Annotated in this window: 18 protein-coding genes; 11 read left to right on the forward strand and 7 right to left on the reverse strand. The window is 73.0% G+C overall.

What is annotated here, in order from left to right; translation table 11 throughout:
* Positions 1 to 110 precede the first annotated feature (110 nt).
* Positions 111 to 644 carry a 5-(carboxyamino)imidazole ribonucleotide mutase gene (gene purE / locus SKED_RS04170; protein WP_012865875.1) on the forward strand — a complete coding sequence of 178 codons (534 nt, stop codon included), beginning with the start codon at positions 111 to 113 and terminating at the stop codon, positions 642 to 644.
* Between the two features lie 24 nt (positions 645 to 668).
* Here the strand turns inward: purE and SKED_RS20475 are convergent, their stop codons facing one another.
* The 5 genes from SKED_RS20475 to SKED_RS04195 form a co-directional block, all read right to left on the reverse strand.
* The gene (locus SKED_RS20475) at positions 669 to 1,745 is read right to left on the reverse strand and encodes an LCP family protein (protein WP_245534605.1); all 1,077 of its coding nucleotides are present in this window, start codon (positions 1,743 to 1,745) and stop codon (positions 669 to 671) included.
* A gap of 568 nt (positions 1,746 to 2,313) precedes the next feature.
* Positions 2,314 to 3,525 (reverse strand): LCP family protein, encoded by a 1,212-nt coding sequence (locus tag SKED_RS04180; RefSeq protein WP_143755649.1) that lies wholly within the window; start codon positions 3,523 to 3,525, stop codon positions 2,314 to 2,316.
* A 100-nt stretch (positions 3,526 to 3,625) separates the two neighbouring features.
* On the reverse strand, positions 3,626 to 4,816 hold the full coding sequence (locus tag SKED_RS04185) for an LCP family protein (protein WP_012865878.1): 1,191 nt from the start codon (positions 4,814 to 4,816) through the stop codon (positions 3,626 to 3,628).
* Between the two features lie 102 nt (positions 4,817 to 4,918).
* On the reverse strand, positions 4,919 to 5,305 hold the full coding sequence (locus SKED_RS04190; RefSeq protein ID WP_042437764.1) for a DUF2304 domain-containing protein: 387 nt from the start codon (positions 5,303 to 5,305) through the stop codon (positions 4,919 to 4,921).
* Between the two features lie 45 nt (positions 5,306 to 5,350).
* Entirely contained in the window at positions 5,351 to 6,028 is a 678-nt protein-coding gene (locus SKED_RS04195) for a glycosyltransferase family 2 protein (protein ID WP_012865880.1), read from the reverse strand.
* 88 nt (positions 6,029 to 6,116) lie between these two features.
* Here SKED_RS04195 and SKED_RS04200 point away from each other — a divergent pair, with 88 nt between their 5' ends.
* The 7 genes from SKED_RS04200 (at position 6,117) to SKED_RS04230 (ending at position 14,620) form a co-directional block, all read left to right on the forward strand.
* Positions 6,117 to 6,713 (forward strand): acyltransferase, encoded by a 597-nt coding sequence (locus tag SKED_RS04200; protein ID WP_012865881.1) that lies wholly within the window; start codon positions 6,117 to 6,119, stop codon positions 6,711 to 6,713.
* Positions 6,713 to 7,825, forward strand: a complete 1,113-nt coding sequence (locus SKED_RS04205) for a DegT/DnrJ/EryC1/StrS family aminotransferase (protein WP_012865882.1) — start codon at positions 6,713 to 6,715, stop codon at positions 7,823 to 7,825. The genes SKED_RS04200 and SKED_RS04205 overlap by 1 nt, the downstream gene beginning before the upstream one ends.
* On the forward strand, positions 7,825 to 8,823 hold the full coding sequence (locus tag SKED_RS04210; protein ID WP_012865883.1) for a Gfo/Idh/MocA family protein: 999 nt from the start codon (positions 7,825 to 7,827) through the stop codon (positions 8,821 to 8,823). Before SKED_RS04205 ends, SKED_RS04210 begins: the two co-directional genes overlap by 1 nt.
* Positions 8,816 to 10,057, forward strand: a complete 1,242-nt coding sequence (locus tag SKED_RS04215; RefSeq protein WP_042437766.1) for a glycosyltransferase family 4 protein — start codon at positions 8,816 to 8,818, stop codon at positions 10,055 to 10,057. Before SKED_RS04210 ends, SKED_RS04215 begins: the two co-directional genes overlap by 8 nt.
* A 162-nt stretch (positions 10,058 to 10,219) precedes the next feature.
* Positions 10,220 to 12,040 carry an ABC transporter ATP-binding protein gene (locus SKED_RS04220; RefSeq protein ID WP_012865885.1) on the forward strand — a complete coding sequence of 607 codons (1,821 nt, stop codon included), beginning with the start codon at positions 10,220 to 10,222 and terminating at the stop codon, positions 12,038 to 12,040.
* Positions 12,033 to 13,487 carry a glycosyltransferase gene (locus tag SKED_RS04225; RefSeq protein WP_012865886.1) on the forward strand — a complete coding sequence of 485 codons (1,455 nt, stop codon included), beginning with the start codon at positions 12,033 to 12,035 and terminating at the stop codon, positions 13,485 to 13,487. The genes SKED_RS04220 and SKED_RS04225 overlap by 8 nt, the downstream gene beginning before the upstream one ends.
* Entirely contained in the window at positions 13,484 to 14,620 is a 1,137-nt protein-coding gene (locus tag SKED_RS04230; protein ID WP_012865887.1) for a glycosyltransferase family protein, read from the forward strand. The genes SKED_RS04225 and SKED_RS04230 overlap by 4 nt, the downstream gene beginning before the upstream one ends.
* 19 nt (positions 14,621 to 14,639) lie before the next feature.
* Here SKED_RS04230 and SKED_RS04235 read toward each other — a convergent pair whose 3' ends face one another.
* The gene (locus tag SKED_RS04235) at positions 14,640 to 15,038 is read right to left on the reverse strand and encodes a hypothetical protein (protein ID WP_143755651.1); all 399 of its coding nucleotides are present in this window, start codon (positions 15,036 to 15,038) and stop codon (positions 14,640 to 14,642) included.
* Between the two features lie 267 nt (positions 15,039 to 15,305).
* Here SKED_RS04235 and SKED_RS04240 point away from each other — a divergent pair, with 267 nt between their 5' ends.
* Positions 15,306 to 15,617: a helix-turn-helix transcriptional regulator gene (locus tag SKED_RS04240; protein ID WP_052293867.1), complete on the forward strand. Its 312-nt coding sequence runs from the start codon at positions 15,306 to 15,308 to the stop codon at positions 15,615 to 15,617.
* Between the two features lie 71 nt (positions 15,618 to 15,688).
* Here the strand turns inward: SKED_RS04240 and wecB are convergent, their stop codons facing one another.
* Positions 15,689 to 16,756, reverse strand: coding sequence for a non-hydrolyzing UDP-N-acetylglucosamine 2-epimerase (gene wecB, locus SKED_RS04245; RefSeq protein WP_012865890.1), 1,068 nt, complete (start codon positions 16,754 to 16,756; stop codon positions 15,689 to 15,691).
* Between the two features lie 53 nt (positions 16,757 to 16,809).
* Here wecB and SKED_RS04250 point away from each other — a divergent pair, with 53 nt between their 5' ends.
* Positions 16,810 to 17,934 carry a glycosyltransferase gene (locus SKED_RS04250; protein WP_012865891.1) on the forward strand — a complete coding sequence of 375 codons (1,125 nt, stop codon included), beginning with the start codon at positions 16,810 to 16,812 and terminating at the stop codon, positions 17,932 to 17,934.
* Positions 17,935 to 17,939: 5 nt separating this feature from the next.
* Positions 17,940 to 19,061: a glycosyltransferase gene (locus tag SKED_RS04255; RefSeq protein WP_081447918.1), complete on the forward strand. Its 1,122-nt coding sequence runs from the start codon at positions 17,940 to 17,942 to the stop codon at positions 19,059 to 19,061.
* Positions 19,062 to 19,124 lie beyond the last annotated feature (63 nt).

The raw sequence follows: 19,124 nt of genomic DNA on the forward strand, positions 1-19,124 counted from the left end.
GCACGACCTGACCTGCACCTCACGACTTGCACCTCACGACTTGCACCTCACGACCTGTACCTCTTGAACGGCATGGCACGGCACGACCTACCACCTCTGAGGAGACACGCATGAGCACCCCCGTCGTCGGCATCGTCATGGGCTCGGACTCCGACTGGCCGGTCATGCAGGCCGCAGCCGACGCGCTCGCCGAGCTCGGCGTCGAGGTCGAGGTCGACGTGGTCTCCGCGCACCGGATGCCCACCGAGATGATCGACTACGGCCGCGACGCGGCCGGGCGCGGGATCCGCGTCATCATCGCGGGCGCCGGGGGAGCGGCCCACCTGCCGGGCATGCTCGCCGCCGTGACGCCCCTCCCGGTGGTCGGCGTGCCGGTGCCGCTGGCCTACCTCGACGGCATGGACTCGCTGCTGTCCATCGTGCAGATGCCCGCGGGAGTGCCCGTCGCCACCGTGTCGATCGGCGGCGCACGCAACGCCGGGCTCCTGGCGGCGCGCATCCTCGCGAGCGGCACGGACGACGAGTCCCTCGCCCTGCGCGAGCGGATGGTCGCCTTCCAGGCCGCGCTGAGCGACCAGGCCAAGGAGAAGGGCGCCCGCCTGCGCGCCAGCCGTACGCGCCCCGCCGCCGGCTTCAGCGCCTGAGGCGCTGCCCGGCCACGGGTCGGGTCAGGGCATCCCGCCGACGGCGCCGGGGGCCATGGTGCCGTTCTTGATGTCGGTCCAGAACTGCGGGCTGAGGTCGGGGTCGAGGAGCACCGCCGAGCCGACTCCGCCCGGGCGGTAGTCGATCGTCGCGATCGGCGGCGTCCCGGTGATCCCCTCGGGGCCGTTGGCGTTGCGGAAGGCCAGGGCGAGCTTGCCCATGTCCACGATGTTCGTCGAGTCGTCGACGGTGACCGCTCCGAGGCCAGAGCTGATGAGCGCGGTCTGCGACAGCGGCTTCACCAGCAGGGACTTGTCCTGCAGCTTGGTGGTGACCGCGGAGATCACCTGGCGCTGACGCTCGGCGCGGCCGATGTCGCCGAGCGGGTCGGAGTACCGCATGCGCGAGAAGGCGAGGGCGGTGTGCCCGTCGGCCACGTGGCAGCCGGCCGTCCAGATCAGCTCGCTCTTCGGGTCGTCCACGTCGTAGTCGAGGCACAGCTCGACGCCGCCGACGGCGTCGACGATCTCCTCGACACCGCCGAGCCCGATCTCCACGTAGTGGTCGACCTTCATGCCGGTGAGGCCCTCGACGGTCTGCACGAGCAGCGGCGCACCGCCGAAGGAGTAGGCGGCGTTGAGCTTGTTGCCGCCGTAGCCGGGGATCTCGGCGTAGGAGTCGCGCGGCAGGCTGATGAGCGAGGACGGCCCGGACTCGGGGACGTGCAGCACGAGGATCGTGTCGGTCCGCGCACCCTCGGTGCCGTCGTTGACGACGCTGCCGTCGTCGCGGGAGTCGGAGCCCGCCAGCAGGTAGGTGGTGCCGGGCGTCGACGGAGCGCTCGAGAGCGCCTCGACGTGGTTGATCTTGCCGTTGGCCCACAGCATGAGGCCCACGGGCCAGGCGACGAGGCACACGAGCAGGACGACGAGCCCGACGGCGACGATCCGGCGCCAGCGCGGGCGGCGTCGCGGACCGGGAGCCCCGGCCGCAGCAGCGGCGTGGCTCTTGGGGGCGGACGGCGGCGGACCGGACGGGCGTCCTGAGCCGGCACGGGCCTGCGGTGCCGAGGCCACGCGTGCCTGGGGCGAGGAGGTCACGCGACGACCGGCGGCGGGCTGCTGAGCAGCGGGTCTGCCGGCGGCGGGCTGCTGCGGGGCGCCGGTGCGTGAGGCGCCTGTCGCGCCCGGGCGGGCGGTCCGCGACGCGGGGGCGTACGAGACGGGTGTGCCCGAGCCGCTCGTGGGCGTGCGGCTCGCTGCCGAGCGTGCGGGGACGTCGCCCGCAGCCGCGCTCCCGGGTCGGCTCGTCGGCCGGCCCGGCGGCACGCTCGCGGGTCGAGCGGCCTGCGGGTTCTCGGCCGGCCGCTGGACGCGTGCCGGGACCCGACCAGAGGCTCCGGGCCGGGGAGCGTTGCTGCTCAACGGCGCCACCGGTGCCGCTGGCGCGGACGTGGGAGCCGGAGACTGCGGCTGCTCGCCCGAGTCGGGCACCTCGATCGCGACGTCACGGGCCGACGGGCGCGCGGGGCGTCCGGACTGCGGCGTGAAGCTCGGAGGGGGTGTCCGCCTCGGAGGCGTGGCGTCGGATGGCATTCAGGTCCCGGTCAGGTGGGGCAGCGGAGCGTCGCGGTGCCGGAGCACACGAGCGGTGCGGTGGTCGTGGTGCTCATGGAACCACGACACCGGTGGTGTCGGCCGTCTCACCGGCCGTGTCGGCCGGCTCGGGGCTGCTGATGCCGGTCCCGGAGACCTGCTCGGAGACGGGGATCGGGATGTCGGCCTTCATGTTCGCCCACACCTCGTCGGCTGCGCTCGTCCAGATGACGCGGTTCTTGTCGGCCGGGTAGTCGGTGATCGGGATGGTCTCGAAGATGATGTTCTCGGTCGAGACCTTGTTGAGCGACAGCGCGAGGCCCGTGAGCTCCGGGATGCTCGAGAACTCGGGGCTCACCGTGAGCGACGACGTCGCCGAGCTGAGGAACTGGATGAGCGCCGGGGTGTCGGTCAGCAGGTTCTTGGAGAGCACCGCCGACGCCATGGCGTCGAGCAGGTCCTGCTGGCGGTCGATGCGCTGCAGGTCGGAGCCGTTGAGGCCCTCGCCCTTGCGGGCCCGGGCGAGGCCGAGGGCCTGCTGCCCGTTGAGGACCTGCTCGCCCGCGGGCAGGTCGAGGTCGGCGAGCGGGGCGTTGATCGGTGCGTCGAGGGTGATCGGCACGCCGCCGATGGCGTCGACCATGTGCTCGAAGCCGGTGAAGTCGACGACCATGAACCCGTCCATCCGGACGTCGGTGAGCGACTCGATCGCCGTGCGGGTGCAGCTGACGGCGGACTCGATGTCGCCTCCGCGGTCCCATCCGAAGGCGAAGGCGGAGTTGAACATGGCCTTGGACTGCGCCGGGACCTCGCCGTTGGAGGTCAGGCAGGAGGGCAGGTCGACGATGCTGTCGCGGGGGATCGAGACGACCTCGACGCGGGTACGGTCGGCCGAGACGTGCATGACCATCGTCGTGTCAGAGCGCATGCCGGGCGCCTCGCCGCCGATCGCGCCGTTCTCGCCGTCGCGGGCGTCGGAGCCGATGAGCAGGATGTTGAGGGCTCGGCCACCGTTCGGGTCCTCGGGGTCCGGTTCGGGCGCGGCCGGGCGCAGGTCCTCGTTGGTGAGGGCGTCGATGTTCACGGCCTCGATGTTGTGCTCGAGCGTGTAGTAGAGCGCACCGGCGGCGGTGCCGGTGAAGGTGAAGACCCCGACGAGCGCGAGCGCCACGATCCGGCCGACCTTGTGGCGGCGCAGGGAGCGGGCGTGAGCGGGGAGCTCGCGGTCCGTGCTCCCGCGGGCAGCGCGCTGGGCGGCTCGGGTGGGGGTTTCAGGTGAGGTCACGATGAGTCATCCTAGGTCGCGGTTCCGGCGGCGTGGAGAAGCCTGAGCGCCCGCTGGGTGGAGGGATTGTGGAGAAGGCCACCCTTCGCCAGCCGTGAGCCTACGGGACCAGGACCTGCCCGTCGCGTGCTCCGAGGGGCGTGGCGTGCGCCCCGGGCGCAGGTTCACCCGGCACCTCCGACCCCTGCTCAGAGGGGTTCGGTGCCACGTCGACGATCGGCTCGTCGGCCGCCATGCGGCGCCAGAGCTCGTCGGCCTCCTCGGTCCAGACCACACGGTTCCGGTCCTGCGGGGCGACCGTCGTCGGCACGGTCACGAGCGTGACGTCGTCGAGGGGGACGCCGCGGAGCGAGTGCGCGAGGCCGGCGATCTCCCAGACGGAGTCCAGGCCCGGGCTCGTCATGATGGACGACGTCGCGGCGTCGAGGAACCGCAGGAGCGACGGTGTGCTCGTCATGAGGTCGGTGCTGAGGACCTGGTCGAGCATCGCCGTGACCAGCTCCTGCTGCCGGCCGATCCGGGAGAGGTCGGAGCCGTCCAGCCCGGCTCCGGTGCGGGCGCGCACGTACCCGAGCGCCTGGTGGCCGTCGAGGACCTGCGGGCCGGCCTCGAGCTCGAGGTCCGCCTTGGGCGAGACGATCGGCTCGGGCAGGTCCATCGGGATGCCGCCGAGCGCGTCGACCATGGCGACGAAGCCGACGAAGTCGAGCAGCACGAACTCCGTGACCCGCACCCCTGTGAGCGACTCGACGGTGTCCCGCAGGCAGGCGATCGCCGACTCGTGGTCCTGGCCCTTGTCCCAGGCGGCGGCCATCGCGCTGTTGAACATCGCCTGCCGGCGCGGCGGCACGGGGCCGTTGGTGGTCTGGCACTCGGGGATGTCGACCAGGGAGTCGCGCGGGATGGACACCGACTCGACCCGCGTCCTGTCGGCCGACACGTGGATGAGCATGGTCGTGTCGGACCGCATGCCGTCCTCGTCCTCGCCGAAGGCGGCGTTGTCGCCGAGGCGCTCGTCGGACCCGGCGAGCAGCACGTTGACCGGCTGACGGCCGAAGGGGTCCTCGGGCTCGAGGAGCTCGGGCCGGTCGGGGCTCGCGAGGTGGTCCACGTCGAGCGTCTCGATGTTCGAGTCGAGCATGTGGACCACGGCGGCCGCGCCGACGGTGGTGAAGGTCAGGGCTCCGGTGACGGAGAGAGCGACCACCCGGAGGGCGCCGCCACCGCGTCGCGCCACCGCGTGCTGGCGGGGAGGGCGGGGCAGGTCTCGGAGCGAACGTCGGGTCTGCATCCGGCAGACGCTACGAGTCTTTCGTTCGCTTCCGTAGCATGTGTCCGGGATGTGCCGCGACGGTCCTGTGGAGGTCGCGCGACGACTGTCCGTCTGCCCCGGTCAGGTGCGGGGAGCGCCTGCGGACCCGTCGTCCGCGCCGGCTCGCCTGTCGCGCGCCTCGGAGAGCGTGAGCTCGCGCGTGAGCAGCGTGATGCGGCGCGACATCTGGTTCATGCGGCGGTGGCTCGTCGAGATGTAGCTGAGGAACGCGATGACCAGGGCGTAGAGGAGCAGGTCGGTGCCTCGACCGACGCCCACGAAGTTCGCGGCGCGGGTGAGCCACACGGGGAACGCGATCGACAGGACGGCGGCGACCACGAAGGCCATGAGGGCCAGGCGGCGGATCGCCTGGTGGCGTGCGCCCGCGGTCGAGCGGGTCAGCAGGACGGCGACGACGGCGACGGCGGCCACGAGGATCAGCTGGATGAGCACGGCTTGTCCGCCCATGGGGTTCCTTCGGTCGGGAGGTCGGGGAGTGGTCGGTGCGTGACGCTACTTGAAGAACAGGTCCACGAGGATGTTCACGGAGTTCCACATGGACTGCCCCTTGCCGCGGGAGTAGTCGGTGTAGAGGACGTGCACGGGGTACTCGCGCCACGGCAGCCCGGTGCGGCCGAGCTGCAGGACGATCTCGCTCGCGTGCGCCATCCGGTCCTGCTGCAGGTGCACGCCGCGCGCGGCGTCGACGCTCATGGCGCGCAGCCCATTGTGCGCGTCGGTGAGCCGCATGCCGGTGCTCTGCTTGGTGAACCACACCGCGAAGGTGAGGATGGTCCGCTTCATGAACCCCGGCTTGGTCCGGCCGTCGAGGAAGCGTGACCCGAACACGATCGCCGTCTCGCCCGACGCGATGAGCGCGACCATGGCGTCCGCGTCGGCCACCTGGTGCTGGCCGTCGGCGTCGAAGGTCACCAGCGCCCGGGCGACCGGCTGCTCGCACACGAAGGAGATGCCCGTCTGGAGGGCGGCCCCCTGACCGAGGTTCACGGCGTGCGTGAGGACGGTCGCCCCGGCCCGCCGGGCGGCCTCGCCCGAGCCGTCGGTGCTGCCGTCGTCCACGCACACGATGTTGGGGAAGACCTCGAGGGCACCCTTCACGACGTCGGCGATGACGGTGGCCTCGTTGTACAGCGGGATGACGAGCCAGTCGTCCGCGTGAGAATCCTGCATGACCTCATTCTCCCATCCGATCTCGGATAGGCTCGCGCAAGAGCGCGTCTGGGCTGGTCGCGCCGCGGTCGAGCAGGAGGAACGGTGCATGGGCGTCAAGGTCGCAGGGTCCGCCGACGTCGACGACGCGGCGACGATCGGTGACGGCTCGCAGGTGTGGCACCTCGCGCAGGTGCGTGAGGGAGTCGTCCTCGGCGAGCGGTGCGTGGTCGGTCGCGGTGCCTACATCGGGTCGGGCGTCCAGGTGGGCTCCGACTGCAAGATCCAGAACTACGCGCTCGTCTACGAGCCGGCGAGCCTCGCGGACGGCGTGTTCGTCGGGCCGGCCGCCGTGCTGACCAACGACCAGTACCCGCGGGCCGTGAACCCCGACGGCTCCATCAAGGACACCTCCGACTGGGAGCCCGTCGGCGTCGAGGTCGGCACCGGTGCGTCGATCGGCGCCCGCGCGGTCTGCGTCGCCCCGCTGCGCATCGGCGCGTGGGCGACCGTCGCGGCCGGCGCCGTGGTGACACGAGACGTGCCGGACTTCGCTATCGTCGCTGGCGTCCCCGCGAAGCAGCGGGGGTGGGTCGGCCACGCCGGCCACCCGCTGGTCGACGAGGGTGCCGGACGATGGTCCTGCCCGGTCACCGGGCGCGTGTACCAGGCTGACGAGGACGAGACGTTGAGAGAGGTCGTGTGATGGTGAGCCTTCCGTTCATCCCAGCAGCCAAGCCGATCATCGGGGACGAGGAGCGCGCTGCCGTCGACCGCGTCCTGCTGTCCGGGATGGTCGCCCAGGGCCCCGAGGCCAAGGCCTTCGAGGCAGAGTTCGCCGACAGGCTCGTCGGCGGGCGCCAGTGCGTCGCCGTGAGCTCGGGGACGTCCGGGCTGCACCTCGGCCTGCTGGCCGCGGGCGTGGGTCCCGGCGACGAGGTGATCGTCCCGTCCTTCACCTTCGCCGCGACCGGCAACTCCGTCGCGCTCACCGGTGCGACGCCCGTCTTCGCCGACATCGACCCGGCGTCGTTCTGCCTCGACCCGGCCTCGGTCCGCGCGGCGATCACCGAGCGCACCAAGGGCATCATGCCGGTGCACCTCTACGGGCACCCGGCTGCGATGGACGAGCTCCGCGTGATCGCCGACGAGCACGGCGTGGCTCTCTACGAGGACGCCGCGCAGGCGCACGGCGCCCAGCTGCACGGGACGCCCGTCGGGGCCTTCGGCGACTTCGCGATGTTCAGCCTGTACCCGACCAAGAACATGACCTCGGGCGAGGGCGGCATGGTCTCGTGCGCGACCGACGAGATCGCCCGCAACGTCCGCCTGCTGCGCAACCAGGGCATGGAGACGCAGTACGCCAACGAGGTGATCGGCTTCAACGCGCGGATGACCGACCTGCACGCCGCGATCGGCCGCGTGCAGCTCACCAAGGTCGAGGCGTGGACCGCGCAGCGCCAGGCCAACGCCGCGCACCTGGACGCCGGCCTCGCCGGGCTGCCCGGCGTCACCGTGCCGGTGGTCCGCGAGGGTGCCGTGCACGTCTACCACCAGTACACGATCCGCGTCGCCGAGGACCGCGACCGCATCGTCACCGCGCTGCGCGAGGAGCACGGGGTCGGGTCGGGCGTCTACTACCCCATCCCCAACCACCGCCTGCCGTCGCTCGCGCCGTACGCACCGGGTCTCGACCTGCCGCGTACGGAGGAGGCCGCGCAGCAGGTCATCTCGCTGCCCGTGCACCCCTCGCTCACCGACGGGGACCTCGAGCGTGTCGTCTCCGCGGTGACCGCCGCTGTGAAGGCGGGTTCCTGATGGCCTCCCACCGGACCCTGCGCGCCGGCCTCATCGGCCTGGGCGCGATGGGCCGCCACCACGCCCGGGTGCTGCGCGAGATCGACGGCGTCGACCTCGTGGCCGTGGCGGACCCCGCCGGTGACCCGCACTCGGTCGCCGGGGAGCTCGAGGTGCTGCGCGACGTGCAGGGCCTCGTCGCCGCCGGCATCGACATGGCGGTCGTGGCCGTCCCGACGGTCTACCACGAGGCCATCGCGCTGACGCTCGCCGAGTCGGGCGTGCACGCCCTCATCGAGAAGCCGATCGCGAGCACCGGCGAGGCCGGGCAGCGCATCGTCGACGCCTTCGCCTCGGCCGGGCTGGTCGGCGCTGTCGGGCACATCGAGCGCTTCAACCCGGCGCTCCAGGAGCTCCGGTCGCGCCTGGCCGCCGGCGACCTCGGCGCGATCTACCAGATCGTCACCCGCCGTCAGGGTCCGTTCCCGTCGCGGATCGCCGACGTCGGCGTGGTCAAGGACCTCGCGACGCACGACATCGACCTCACGGCCTGGGTCGCCCAGAGCTCTTACGCGTCGATCTCGGCGCAGACGGCGCACCGCAGCGGTCGCGAGTTCGAGGACATGGTCCTCGCGACCGGGCGCCTCGACAACGGCGTGATCGTCAACCACACGGTCAACTGGCTCTCGCCCATGAAGGAGCGCGTCACCGTCGTCACGGGCGAGCGCGGCGCCTTCGTGGTGGACACCGGCAGCGCTGACCTCACCTTCTACGCCAACGGCACCATCGCCACGGCCTGGGACTCCATCGCTGCCTTCCGCGGCGTGTCCGAGGGTGACGTCATCCGTTACGCGCTGCACAAGCGCGAGCCGCTGCGCGTCGAGCACGAGGCCTTCCGCGACGCGGTGCTGGGCATCCGGCACGACGTGGTGACGCTCGAGGAGGGCCTGCAGACCCTGCGGGTCGCCGAGGCGATGGTCGAGTCGGCACGGACCGGGCAGAGCATCACCCTTGCCTAGACGACCCCGACCCGGCAGCCGGGACCGCCGTCCGCACGTCGCGCTCGCGAGCAGGATCTTCGCTCCCGAGCCGGCGGCGGCGTCGTTCCGCCTGTGGGCGCTCACGCGCGCCCTCGGGCGGCTCTCGGCGACGGTGTCGGTGGTCTCGGTCCGCCCGAGCGCCGCGGTCGCGAGCCGCGCGACCTCGGGTCCCGGTGTCGACCTCCCCGAGGGCGTCACGGTGTCCCGCTGGCCGGTGCTGCGCGACGCCTCGGGCGTGGTGCGCGGGTACCTGCCCTACCTGAGCTTCGACGTGCCGCTCGGCCTCCGGCTGCTGTTCTCCCGCCGGCCCGACGTGGTGGTGAGCGAGCCGCCGCCCACCACGGGCGTCGTCGTGCGGGTCGCGTGCGCCCTGCGGCGCGTGCCCTACGTCTACTACGCGGCCGACGTCTGGTCCGACGCCGCGTCGAGCACCGGGGCCCCCGGCCTCGTGGTGCGCCTGGTCACGGCGCTCGAGCGCTGCGCGCTGCGCGGCGCCCGGCACACGATCGCCGTGTCCGAGGGGGTCGCCGAGCGCGTGCGCGCCCTGGGAGTGCCGGCCGACCGCATCACCGTGGTCCGCAACGGCATCGACACCACGACCTTCACCCCCGACGGCCCGGTCCAGACGCAGCCCGACACCTCGCCGTACTTGCTGTACGCGGGCACGGCGTCGGAGTGGCAGGGCGCCGAGATCTTCGTCGAGGCGCTCGCGAAGGTCCGGGCCACCGTGCCCGACGCCCGCGTGGTGTTCCTCGGGCAGGGCAGCGCGTGGCCCGCGATGCGCGCGACGGCCGAGCGCCTGGGCCTCGGCCCGGAGACCACCGGTGCGGTCACCTTCGTCGACGCGGCCCCTCCCGAGGGCGCCGCAGCCTGGCTGCGCGGAGCACGGGCAGCCCTCGTGAGCCTGCGCCCCGGCCAGGGCTACGACTTCGCCTTCCCCACCAAGGTCTTCGCGGCCGTGGCCTGCGGCACCCCCGTGCTCTACGCCGGGCCCGGCCCGGCCGGACCGGTGGTGTCCGAGAACAGCCTGGGCACCGTCACCGGCTACGACGTCGACGAGGTGGCCGCGGCGATGACCGCGCTGCTCGTCGCCGAGCGCCCGGACGCCGCCGAGCGCGCGCGGCTGGGCACCTGGGTGCACGACCACGCCTCGGCCGACAGCGCGGGCGACCTCGCGGCTGCGGTGGTGCGGTCGGCTGCGCGACCCGGCTGAGCACCGTGTGACCATGGTGTGGCGCGCGTCGCCGCACGAGCGACGGTGGGCGCAGGCGCACCGACTCCCCCCGAGGACAGGACCCGAGACCGTGAGAACCACCAGGCGCACCGGCCTCCGCGCTGCAGCCGCGGCGGACCCCGCAGCGAGGAAGAGCGCGCGATGACCAGCCTGTTCCGCACCGTCCGGACCCTCCTCGCGCTGCTCCCCGGGGGCAGCCGCCGGTTCGTCGTCACCTTCGCGGTGGCCTCCGGCGCGCTCGCGATCCTCGACGTCGCCGCCCTCGGGCTGCTCGCCATGACGCTCGCACCGATGATCTCGGGCTCGGAGATCACCCTGCCCGTGCTCGGCACCTTCTCCGAGTCAGGGGACTTCCTCCCGCTGCTCGTCGCCGTCGGGGTGCTCATCGTCCTCAAGAGCGTCTTCGCCGTGACGCTCCAGTGGTTCGCGACCCGCCGCTTCGCGCGGTTCGAGCAGGACCTCGGTCGCCAGCTGCTCGACGCGTTCTTCGTGTCGCCGTGGACGGACCGCCTCGGCCGCAACTCCACGGACCTCGTCCGGTCGACCGACGTCGGCGTCGCCACGACGGTCTCGGGCGTGCTCATCCCCTTCGCGATGCTCTCGGGCGAGGTCTTCACCTTCGTCGCGGTGATGCTCGTGCTCGTGGTCGCGCAGCCGCTCATGGCTGTCGTCACCGTCGTCTACTTCGGCATCGTCGGGGCGTTCCTCTACGGGTGGGTGCTGCGCAAGGCCGTCGCCGCGGGCACCGACAACCGCGAGTACTCCGCGCGGGCCGTCCGGCTCGTCTCGGAGATGGTCGCCTCGCTCAAGGAGATCACGCTCCGCGACAAGGGCGGCGAGGTCTCGAACCTCGTGCAGGGCGTCCGCCGGCACAGCTCGCAGGCGCGCGCGAACATGTCGTTCCTCGGTGTGGTGCCGCGCTACGTGCTCGAGGCCTCGCTGGTCGGAGGCTTCGCCCTCGCCGCGGTGGTCGGGTCCCTCGGCGGCGACGGGCTGGACGGTGCGCTCACGTCGCTCGCGCTGTTCGGGGTCGCCGGGTTCCGCATCGTCCCCTCGATCACCCGCTTCCAGTCGATCATGGCGCAGACCGCGGCCTCCATCCCCTTCGCCGAGAAGGTCATCGCGGAGATCGCGCGTGGTCAGCGCTACGCCCAGAAGCGTCACGAGGCGGGCGCGGGCACCGCCCTGCCCGACGACGCGCAGGAGATGATCTTCGACGCGGTCTCGTTCCGGTACCCCGGCAGCGACCGCGACGCCGTCGACAGGGTCGACGTGCGCATCCCCTTCGGCTCGTCCATCGCGCTCGTCGGTGCGTCGGGCTCGGGCAAGTCGACCCTCGTCGACATGATCCTCGGGCTGCTCGAGCCGACCGCAGGGGAGATCCGCGTCGACGACCAGCCCCTCGCCGGGGTCCTCGCCTCGTGGCGCTCCCGCGTCGGGTACGTCCCGCAGGAGGTGTCGCTCTTCGACGCGAGCGTCGCGCAGAACGTGGCGCTCTCGTGGACCGAGGACGGCATCGACCGCGACCGTGTCCGGCGGGCGCTCGAGCGTGCGCAGGTGCTCGACATCGTCGAGGCGCGCGAGGGTGGCATCGACGCCCCGATCGGTGAGCGCGGCATGAACCTCTCGGGTGGTCAGCGCCAGCGGCTGGGCATCGCCCGCGCGCTCTACGCCGAGCCGATGGTCCTCATCATGGACGAGGCGACCAGCGCCCTCGACACCGGCACCGAGGCCCTGGTCACCCAGGCCATCCAAGAGCTGCGGGGCGACGTCACGGTGATCGTGGTCGCCCACAGGCTCGCGACCATCCGCCACTCCGATGCCGTGTGCTTCATGCGCGACGGCGAGATGGTCGTCTCGGGGACCTTCGCCGAGGTGGTCGCCGCCGAGCCAGACTTCGCCCACCAGGCTGCGCTCGCCGGCCTGGCGAACGAGCCCGTCGAGAGGAACCCGGATGCCTGACACGACCCCCGGCCCGCTGCCCGAGGTCGACGGGCGCCGCGTCAAGATCGGCGTGCTCGTCTACAACGACTGCCACGCCGACGCCCGCGTCCTCAAGACCGCCGCGACGCTCCAGGCGGCGGGCGCCGACGTGCGCATCGTCGGAGTCGCCCGCGCCCGTGCCGGCTTCCCCGTCGGGTCGCAGGTGCTCCCCTCCGGGGTCGAGCTCGAGCGCGTCCCGGAGTTCGAGCTCGTCAAGGCGCTGCCGCGGACCGCCGCGCTGGCCAAGCGCCTCCTCGGCGTGGGCCGCGGACCGGTGCCCGACCCGGTCGCGGCACCGGCCCCCGAGCGCACGGCCGACGAGGCCGGTCGGACCACGGCGCCCGAGGTCCCGTCGGCACCTCCGGCACCGTCGTCCGCCCCCGCCCCCGCCCCCGCGCCGGCACGGTCGGTCGGGTCCCGCCTCAAGACCACGGCCGCCGGCCTCTGGCTCAAGACGTACCAGGTGGTCAGCCTCGTGCTGTACCAGCGCGGTGCCCGCAAGGCCCTCGCGGCCTGGGGCCCGGACCTCGTGCACGCCAACGACGCGAACACCCTCGCCCCGGCCTCGCGGCTCGGCGTCCCGGTGGTCTACGACTCCCACGAGCTCTGGACGCACCGCAACGTCAAGGGCCCCCGCCCGGTCGCGGAGGTCGTCGAGAGGCTCTCCGAGCGCCGGCACGCGCGCCGCGCGGCGGGCGTGGTGACCGTCTCCCCGAGCATCGCGGAGTGGCTGCACCGCACCTACCGGCTGTCGGCCGAACCGGTGCTCGTGCGGAACATCCCGTCGGCGCCCACCGCGCCGCCGAGCCCGTCCACGGGCCGGCTGCGCGACCTCGCAGGACTCGGCCCGGACGACCGCGTCATCGCCTACGGCGGCCGGATCACCACCTCGCGCGGCATCGAGGAGACGCTCAGCGCCATGCGCGAGCTCCCCGCTGATGTGCACTTCGTGCTGCTCGGGTACGGCGAGCCCGAGTACGTGGGCCCCCTCGGCGACCTCGCCGAGACCCTCGGCGTGCGGGACCGCGTGCACTTCGTCGGACGTGTCGGTCCCGACGAGGTGGCGGGGGCGCTCGCCGACGCCGACGTGTCGATCGTCTACGTCCGGCCCACCTGCCTGAGCTACCGCTACTCGCTGCCCAACAAGCTCTTCGAGGCGATCCACGCCGGGCTGCCGATCGCCGCGGCGGACCTGCCGGACACGGCGCGGGTGGTCGAGGACTTCGGCGTCGGGCGCGTGTTCTCGTCCGACTCCCCGCAGGACCTCGCCCGCGTGGTCCTCGAGGTCCTCGAGGACCCCGACGCGTACCGGGCGGCGTCCCGCGCGGCGGTCGAGCACCTCACCTGGGAGATCGAGTCCGAGCGGCTGCTGGCGCTGTACCGGGACGTGCTGGGCCGCCGCCGTGCATCTCGGGGCCGTGCATGACCCGCCCGTCGCTGCTGATCCTGTCGTTCTCGCCGATCGCCGACGACGCCCGCGTCCTCAAGCAGGTGCGGCTGTTCGCCGACCGCTACGACGTGACGACCTGCGGGTACGGTCCGGCGCCCGAGGGCGTCGTGGCCCACCACGAGGTGCCGGCCGACCTGCCGGCCTGGCGCAAGGACCCGCGGTGGTTGCTGCTGCGCCAGTACTCGCGCGTCTACTGGGGCAACGCTGCGGTGGCGTACGCGAAGAGCGTCCTGCCAGTCGGGGAGTTCGACGCGGTGCTCGCCGATGACGTGGACACCGTCCCGCTCGCGCTGTCGCTCCGGCCGCGTCACGGGGTGCACGCCGACCTCCACGAGTACGCCCCGGGGCAGAACAGCGAGCTGCCGCGGTGGCGCTGGTTCGTGGCGCCGTACGTCCGGTGGATCTGCCGACGCTTCGTGCCGCAGACCGCGTCGGTGACGACGGTCGGCCAGGGCATCGCCGAGCGGTACACCCGTGAGTTCGGGTACCCGGTCGGGGTCGTCACCAACGCGGCGCCCTACGCCGAGCTCGAGCCGGCGACGGTGGGCTCGCCGGTGCGCCTGGTGCACTCGGGCAACGCGCAGCGCAACCGCACCCTCGAGGTGATGATCGACGGCGTCGAGCGGTCCACCACCCCGGTCACCCTCGACCTGCTGCTCATGCCCAACGACGAGGTGTACCGCGACGAGCTGCGCGCTCGGTGCGCCGGCTCCGAACGCGTGCGGGTCCTCGACCCGGTCCCGTACCGGGACCTGGTGCGCACCCTCAACGGCTACGACGTCGGGGTGTTCGTGCTGCCGCCCGTCAACGTCAACTACGAGTGGACGCTGCCCAACAAGTTCTTCGACTATGTGCAGGCGCGCCTCGGCGTCATCGTCGGGCCGAGCCCCGAGATGGCCCGCGAGGTCGAGGCCCGCGGCCTCGGCGCGGTCACGGCCGACTTCTCGGCCGACGGCTTCGCCGCGGTGCTCGACGGTCTCGACCCCGCGACGGTCACCACGTGGCGCGAGGCCTCGGACGCCTGCGCCCGCGAGCTCTCCGCCGAGGTGCAGTCGACCGGCTGGGCCGACGCGGTCGGGCGGCTCCTCGACGGCCCTCCGGAGGGCTGACCGGGCACGCCCAGGCGGCTCAGCCCAGCGCGGCCACCCGGGCGAGGAGGTCGGTCGGGTCGTCGGGCCGCTCCTCCAGGCTGCTCTCGGGCAGGTAGGTGAGGGCGTCGCCGTCGATCGTGATGCGGCCGGTCGGCCCTGCGCTGACGTGGTAGCCACCGTCGTGCGCGGTGAGGAACAGGACGGCCTCGTCGCCGACCACCATGAGCGGGTCGTCCATGACCAGCAACGACGGATAGGGGTCCTCGGCGACGCCGTGCTGCTTGACGACGACCTCGGTCGGCGCGCCGGTGCTCGGCTTCACCGGGTGGTCGATGCGCACCCGGTACTCGGTCCACGGGATTCCTCCCTCGGGCGACTCCCAGTCCTGGACAGCCACGACGGTCGTCCGGGCGACGAGGTCAGAGGCCTCGGCCATCTCGGCAAGGGTCGGGTAGGAGTGCGCCCAGCTCTGCATCGAGGAGGTCGCGCCCCCAGCGCGATCACCCTGCCCGCACCCGCTCAGCGCGACGGACACCGCCAGCACCAGTCCGACGGCTGCCGTCGTTCTCGTGGCTCGGTCTCGTCCAGACACCGTGGCCCCCTCGGTCGTGGTGCGTCCTGACCTATCTGTGTGTGCGGCGAGTGGTTCCTTGCAACAAGACCGCTGTGACCAACTCATGTCTCGGTGCCATGACATCGCGGAATGTCACGGAACTGGGACGTCCAGTCGTGTCACGATACTGTGACGTTCATGGTCGTCATCCGGAACGAGATCGAGCTCGGACCGGCACTGCGCGAGCGACGCGAGCGTGCTGGCCTCACACAGGCTCAGCTCGCGCTCCGCGCGAATGTCTCGCGTGCCTTCGTGATCGACATCGAACGCGGGCGCAGGCCTCGCGCCGAGCTGACCAGGGTGCTCGCAGTCATGCGAGCGCTGGATTCCGCCATCACCCTCGTAGACCACCAGGCACAGACCGCCGAAGAGGCGCTGGCCGACCTCCTGGGGGAGCGGTGAGCCCGGGCTCGACGCCACGCGAGTTGCTCGGGCGCTCCGGGGCTTGACACCCGCTAGAGCACTCTCGTTCGCTACCGCGCCCGCCGCACCAGCTCGTCGACCACGCGCTCCGCCGCGTGACCGTCGCCGTAGGGCGTCGCGTCGGTCGGTGCGGGGGCCGGGCGCTGGACGCCCGCGAGGATCTGCTCGGCGGTGGTGGCGAGGACGTTCCAGCCGAGGTCGACGGTCTCGACCCACTCGGTCTCGGTGCGCACGGTGGTGCAGGGGACGCGCAGCAGGAAGGCCTCCTTCTGCAGGCCGCCCGAGTCGGTCACCACGCCGGCGCTCGCCATGGTCGCGGCGAGCAGCTCGGGGTAGGGGAGCGGCGCGTGCAGGCGCACGGAGCCACCGGTCCAGTCGATCCCGAAGGCCTCGGAGCGCGCCAGCAGGCGCGGGTGGGCCAGCAGCACCACCGGCTTGTCGAGGGCCTTGAGGCTCCTGGCGATCTCGACCAGGCGCGCCGGGTCGTCGGTGCTCTCGGCGCGGTGGATGGTCGCGACGTAGTACTCGCCCGCCTCGACGCCCGCGCTCGCGAGGATCGGCGCGGGGGCGCCCGTGAGGGCGTCGCGCACGGTGTGCAGGACGTCGGTCATGACGTCGCCGACCACCACGGTGCGCTCCGCGAGGCCCTCGGCCGCGAGGTGGTCACGGGCCACGTCGGTCGGCGCGAGCAGCAGGTCGGCCGCGTGGTCGGTGAGCACCCGGTTGTGCTCCTCGGGCATCGCCCGGTTGAAGGACCGCAGCCCCGCCTCGAGGTGTGCCACCGGCAGGTGCATCTTCACCGCGGACAGCGTCCCGGCGAGCGTGGAGTTGGTGTCCCCGTAGACGAGCACCCAGTCGGGGCGGTGCTCTTCGAGGACCGCGTCCATCGCGGCGAGGATCGCGCCGGTCTGCTGCCCGTGCGTCCCGGACCCGGCACCCAGGTGCACGTCAGGCGCGGGGATGCCGAGGTCGGTGAAGAACACGTCCGAGAGCATCGGGTCGTAGTGCTGCCCGGTGTGCACGATCACGTGCTCGACGCCGCGCGCCGTCGCGGCGTGCGCGATCGGGGCGAGCTTGACGAACTGCGGGCGGGCACCGACCACCGAGAGGATCTTCACGGTCGACGAGTCTACGCAGGAGCCCTCCGGCGGGCGCTGGTAGCGTCGCCCGCGTGAAGATCCTCGCCGTCACCACCTGGTTCCCGAGCGACGCCTCACCGACCACGGGCACCTTCGTGGACAAGGACGTCCGGGCGATCGCGCAGCACGACGACGTCGAGGTGGTCCACCTCGTGGCCCCGCACCTCGCCGACCGCTCCACGCTCGACGCCGGGGGAGCCGACACCGTCGACCGCGACGGGATCACCGTGCGCCGGTTCGTCATGTCCCCGCAGCGCCCCGACCAGATGGCCGCCGCACGCCGGGCGCTCGAACCCCTGGTCCAGCGGTCCGACGTCGTCCACACCATGGCCTTCTCGACCCTGCTGCCCTTCGCGGTGCGCCGCCCCGACCGCCCCTGGGTGCACACCGAGCACTGGTCCGGACTCACCACCCCCTCGACCCTCCCGCTCGCCTGGCGCCTCGCCCTCCCCGCCCTCAAGCCCCTGCTGCGCCGGCCCGACGTGGTCACCGCCGTCTGCGAGTACCTCGCCCGCCCGGTCCGCGCCGTGCGCTCCGGACCGACCACCCTCGTGCCCTGCATCGTCCCGCAGCCCCCGGCGCTCGTCCCGCGCCGCCCCCTCGACGGGCGGCCCCTCGAGCTCGTCGGCGTCGGCGGCCTCGTCGACCGCAAGGACCCGCTGCTCGCAGTCGAGGTCGTCGCCGAGCTCAGCCGCCGCGGCCACGACGCACGCCTCACCTGGGCCGGCAGCGGCCCCCTGCACGACGACGCGCTCGCGCTCGCGGCCCGGCTCGGCGTCGCCGACCAGGTCACCCTCCTCGGGTCGGTCGACACCGCGGGCGTCGGTGCGGCGCTCGACGCGGCCGACCTCTTCTTCCTGCCCACCAAGGCCGACAACTTCTGCGTGTCGGCCGCCGAGGCGCTCGTGCACGGGCGGCCCGTGGTGGTCGGCGCGACGGGCGGGCAGGGCGAGTACATCGAGCCGCACGTCGGCGAGCTCGTCGCCGAGCAGACCGTCAGCGCCTACACGGCGGCGGTCGAGCGCGTGGCCGCAGCGACGGCAGACCTCGCCGCGGACGACGTGGCCGGCACCATCGGCGACAGGTTCTCGGCCGAGGCGGTCCAGCGCGGCTACGCCGACGCCTACGAGCGCGCCGTCTCCCGGCGAGCACGGTGAGCCCGGTGGACCCGGTGGGTGTCTCGACGACCGACCCGGCGACCGACCCGGTGGTCGACCTCGTCGTCGCGGTGCACACCGCCGAGCGGCCCGTCGCCCGCGCCGTCGCCTCCGCCCTCGACTGCCAGGTCCCGGTGCGGGTCACGGTGGTCGCGCACCACGTGGAACCGGCACGCATCGAGGCCAACCTCGCGGGCGTCGCCGTCCCGGACGGGTCGAGCGTGCGCGTCCTCGCGCTGAGCGACGGCACCCGGAGCCCTGCAGGCCCGTTCAACCACGGGCTCGACGCCGCGACCGCTCCCTTCGTGGGCGTCATGGGGTCGGACGACCGTCTCGCCCCCGGTGCCCTCGACTCGTGGGTCGCGCTCCAGCGTCGGACCGGTGCGTCCGTGGTGATCGCGCGCCTCGCCCACGCCGTGGCTGGTGGGGGAGCGGGACGGCCTGTGCCGACCCCGCCAGCACGCCCGGGCCGCAGCACCGGGCTCGACGGCGTCCGAGACCGCCTCAGCTACCGCTCGGCGCCCCTGGGCCTGCTCGAGCGGGCGACCCTCGACCGCCTCGGCCTGCGCTTCACGCCGGGCCTGGAGGTGGGCGAGGACGTCGAGGTGGTCACGCGCCTCTGGTTCAGCGGCGCCCCGGTCGCCTTCGACCGGCGCGGCCCCGCCTACCTCGTCGAGGACGACGCCGGGGACCGCATCACCTACGTGTCCCGGCCGGTCGACGCGGAGCTCGCCTTCGTCGAGCGCATCGTCGACGCCCCGTGGTTCCTCGCGTACTCCGGTGCTCAGCGCTCCGCCGCTGCGGTGAAGTTCCTGCGCATCCACGTCTTCGGTCTGCTCGGCAACCGTGACGAGGCCTTCTGGGACGACGACGAGCGCCGGTCCCTGGCGCGCGTCGCCCGCGGCCTGCTCGACGTGGCCCCGGGGTGCGAGCGTGTGCTGTCCCGCGCGGACCGGGCGGTCCTCGACGCGGTGCTCGACCCGGCCGTCCCGGTCGCCGACCTGCTCGCCCGGGGCAGGGCCCGTCGCCGCCACGGGCGCCCGGCGACCCTTCTCCCGCGTGACGTGCGGCAGGCCTTCGCCCGCGAGGCGCCGCTGCGCCTCATGGCGGCGTCGGTGCTGGTGTGAGCGGCGGCGGCACCGTGCCGGGCGGCGCTCGACCGAGGTCCCGATTCGGGTCAGACCTGGCAC

It is taken from the genome of Sanguibacter keddieii DSM 10542 (genome assembly GCF_000024925.1).
GTDB classification, from domain to species: Bacteria; Actinomycetota; Actinomycetes; order Actinomycetales; family Cellulomonadaceae; genus Sanguibacter; species Sanguibacter keddieii.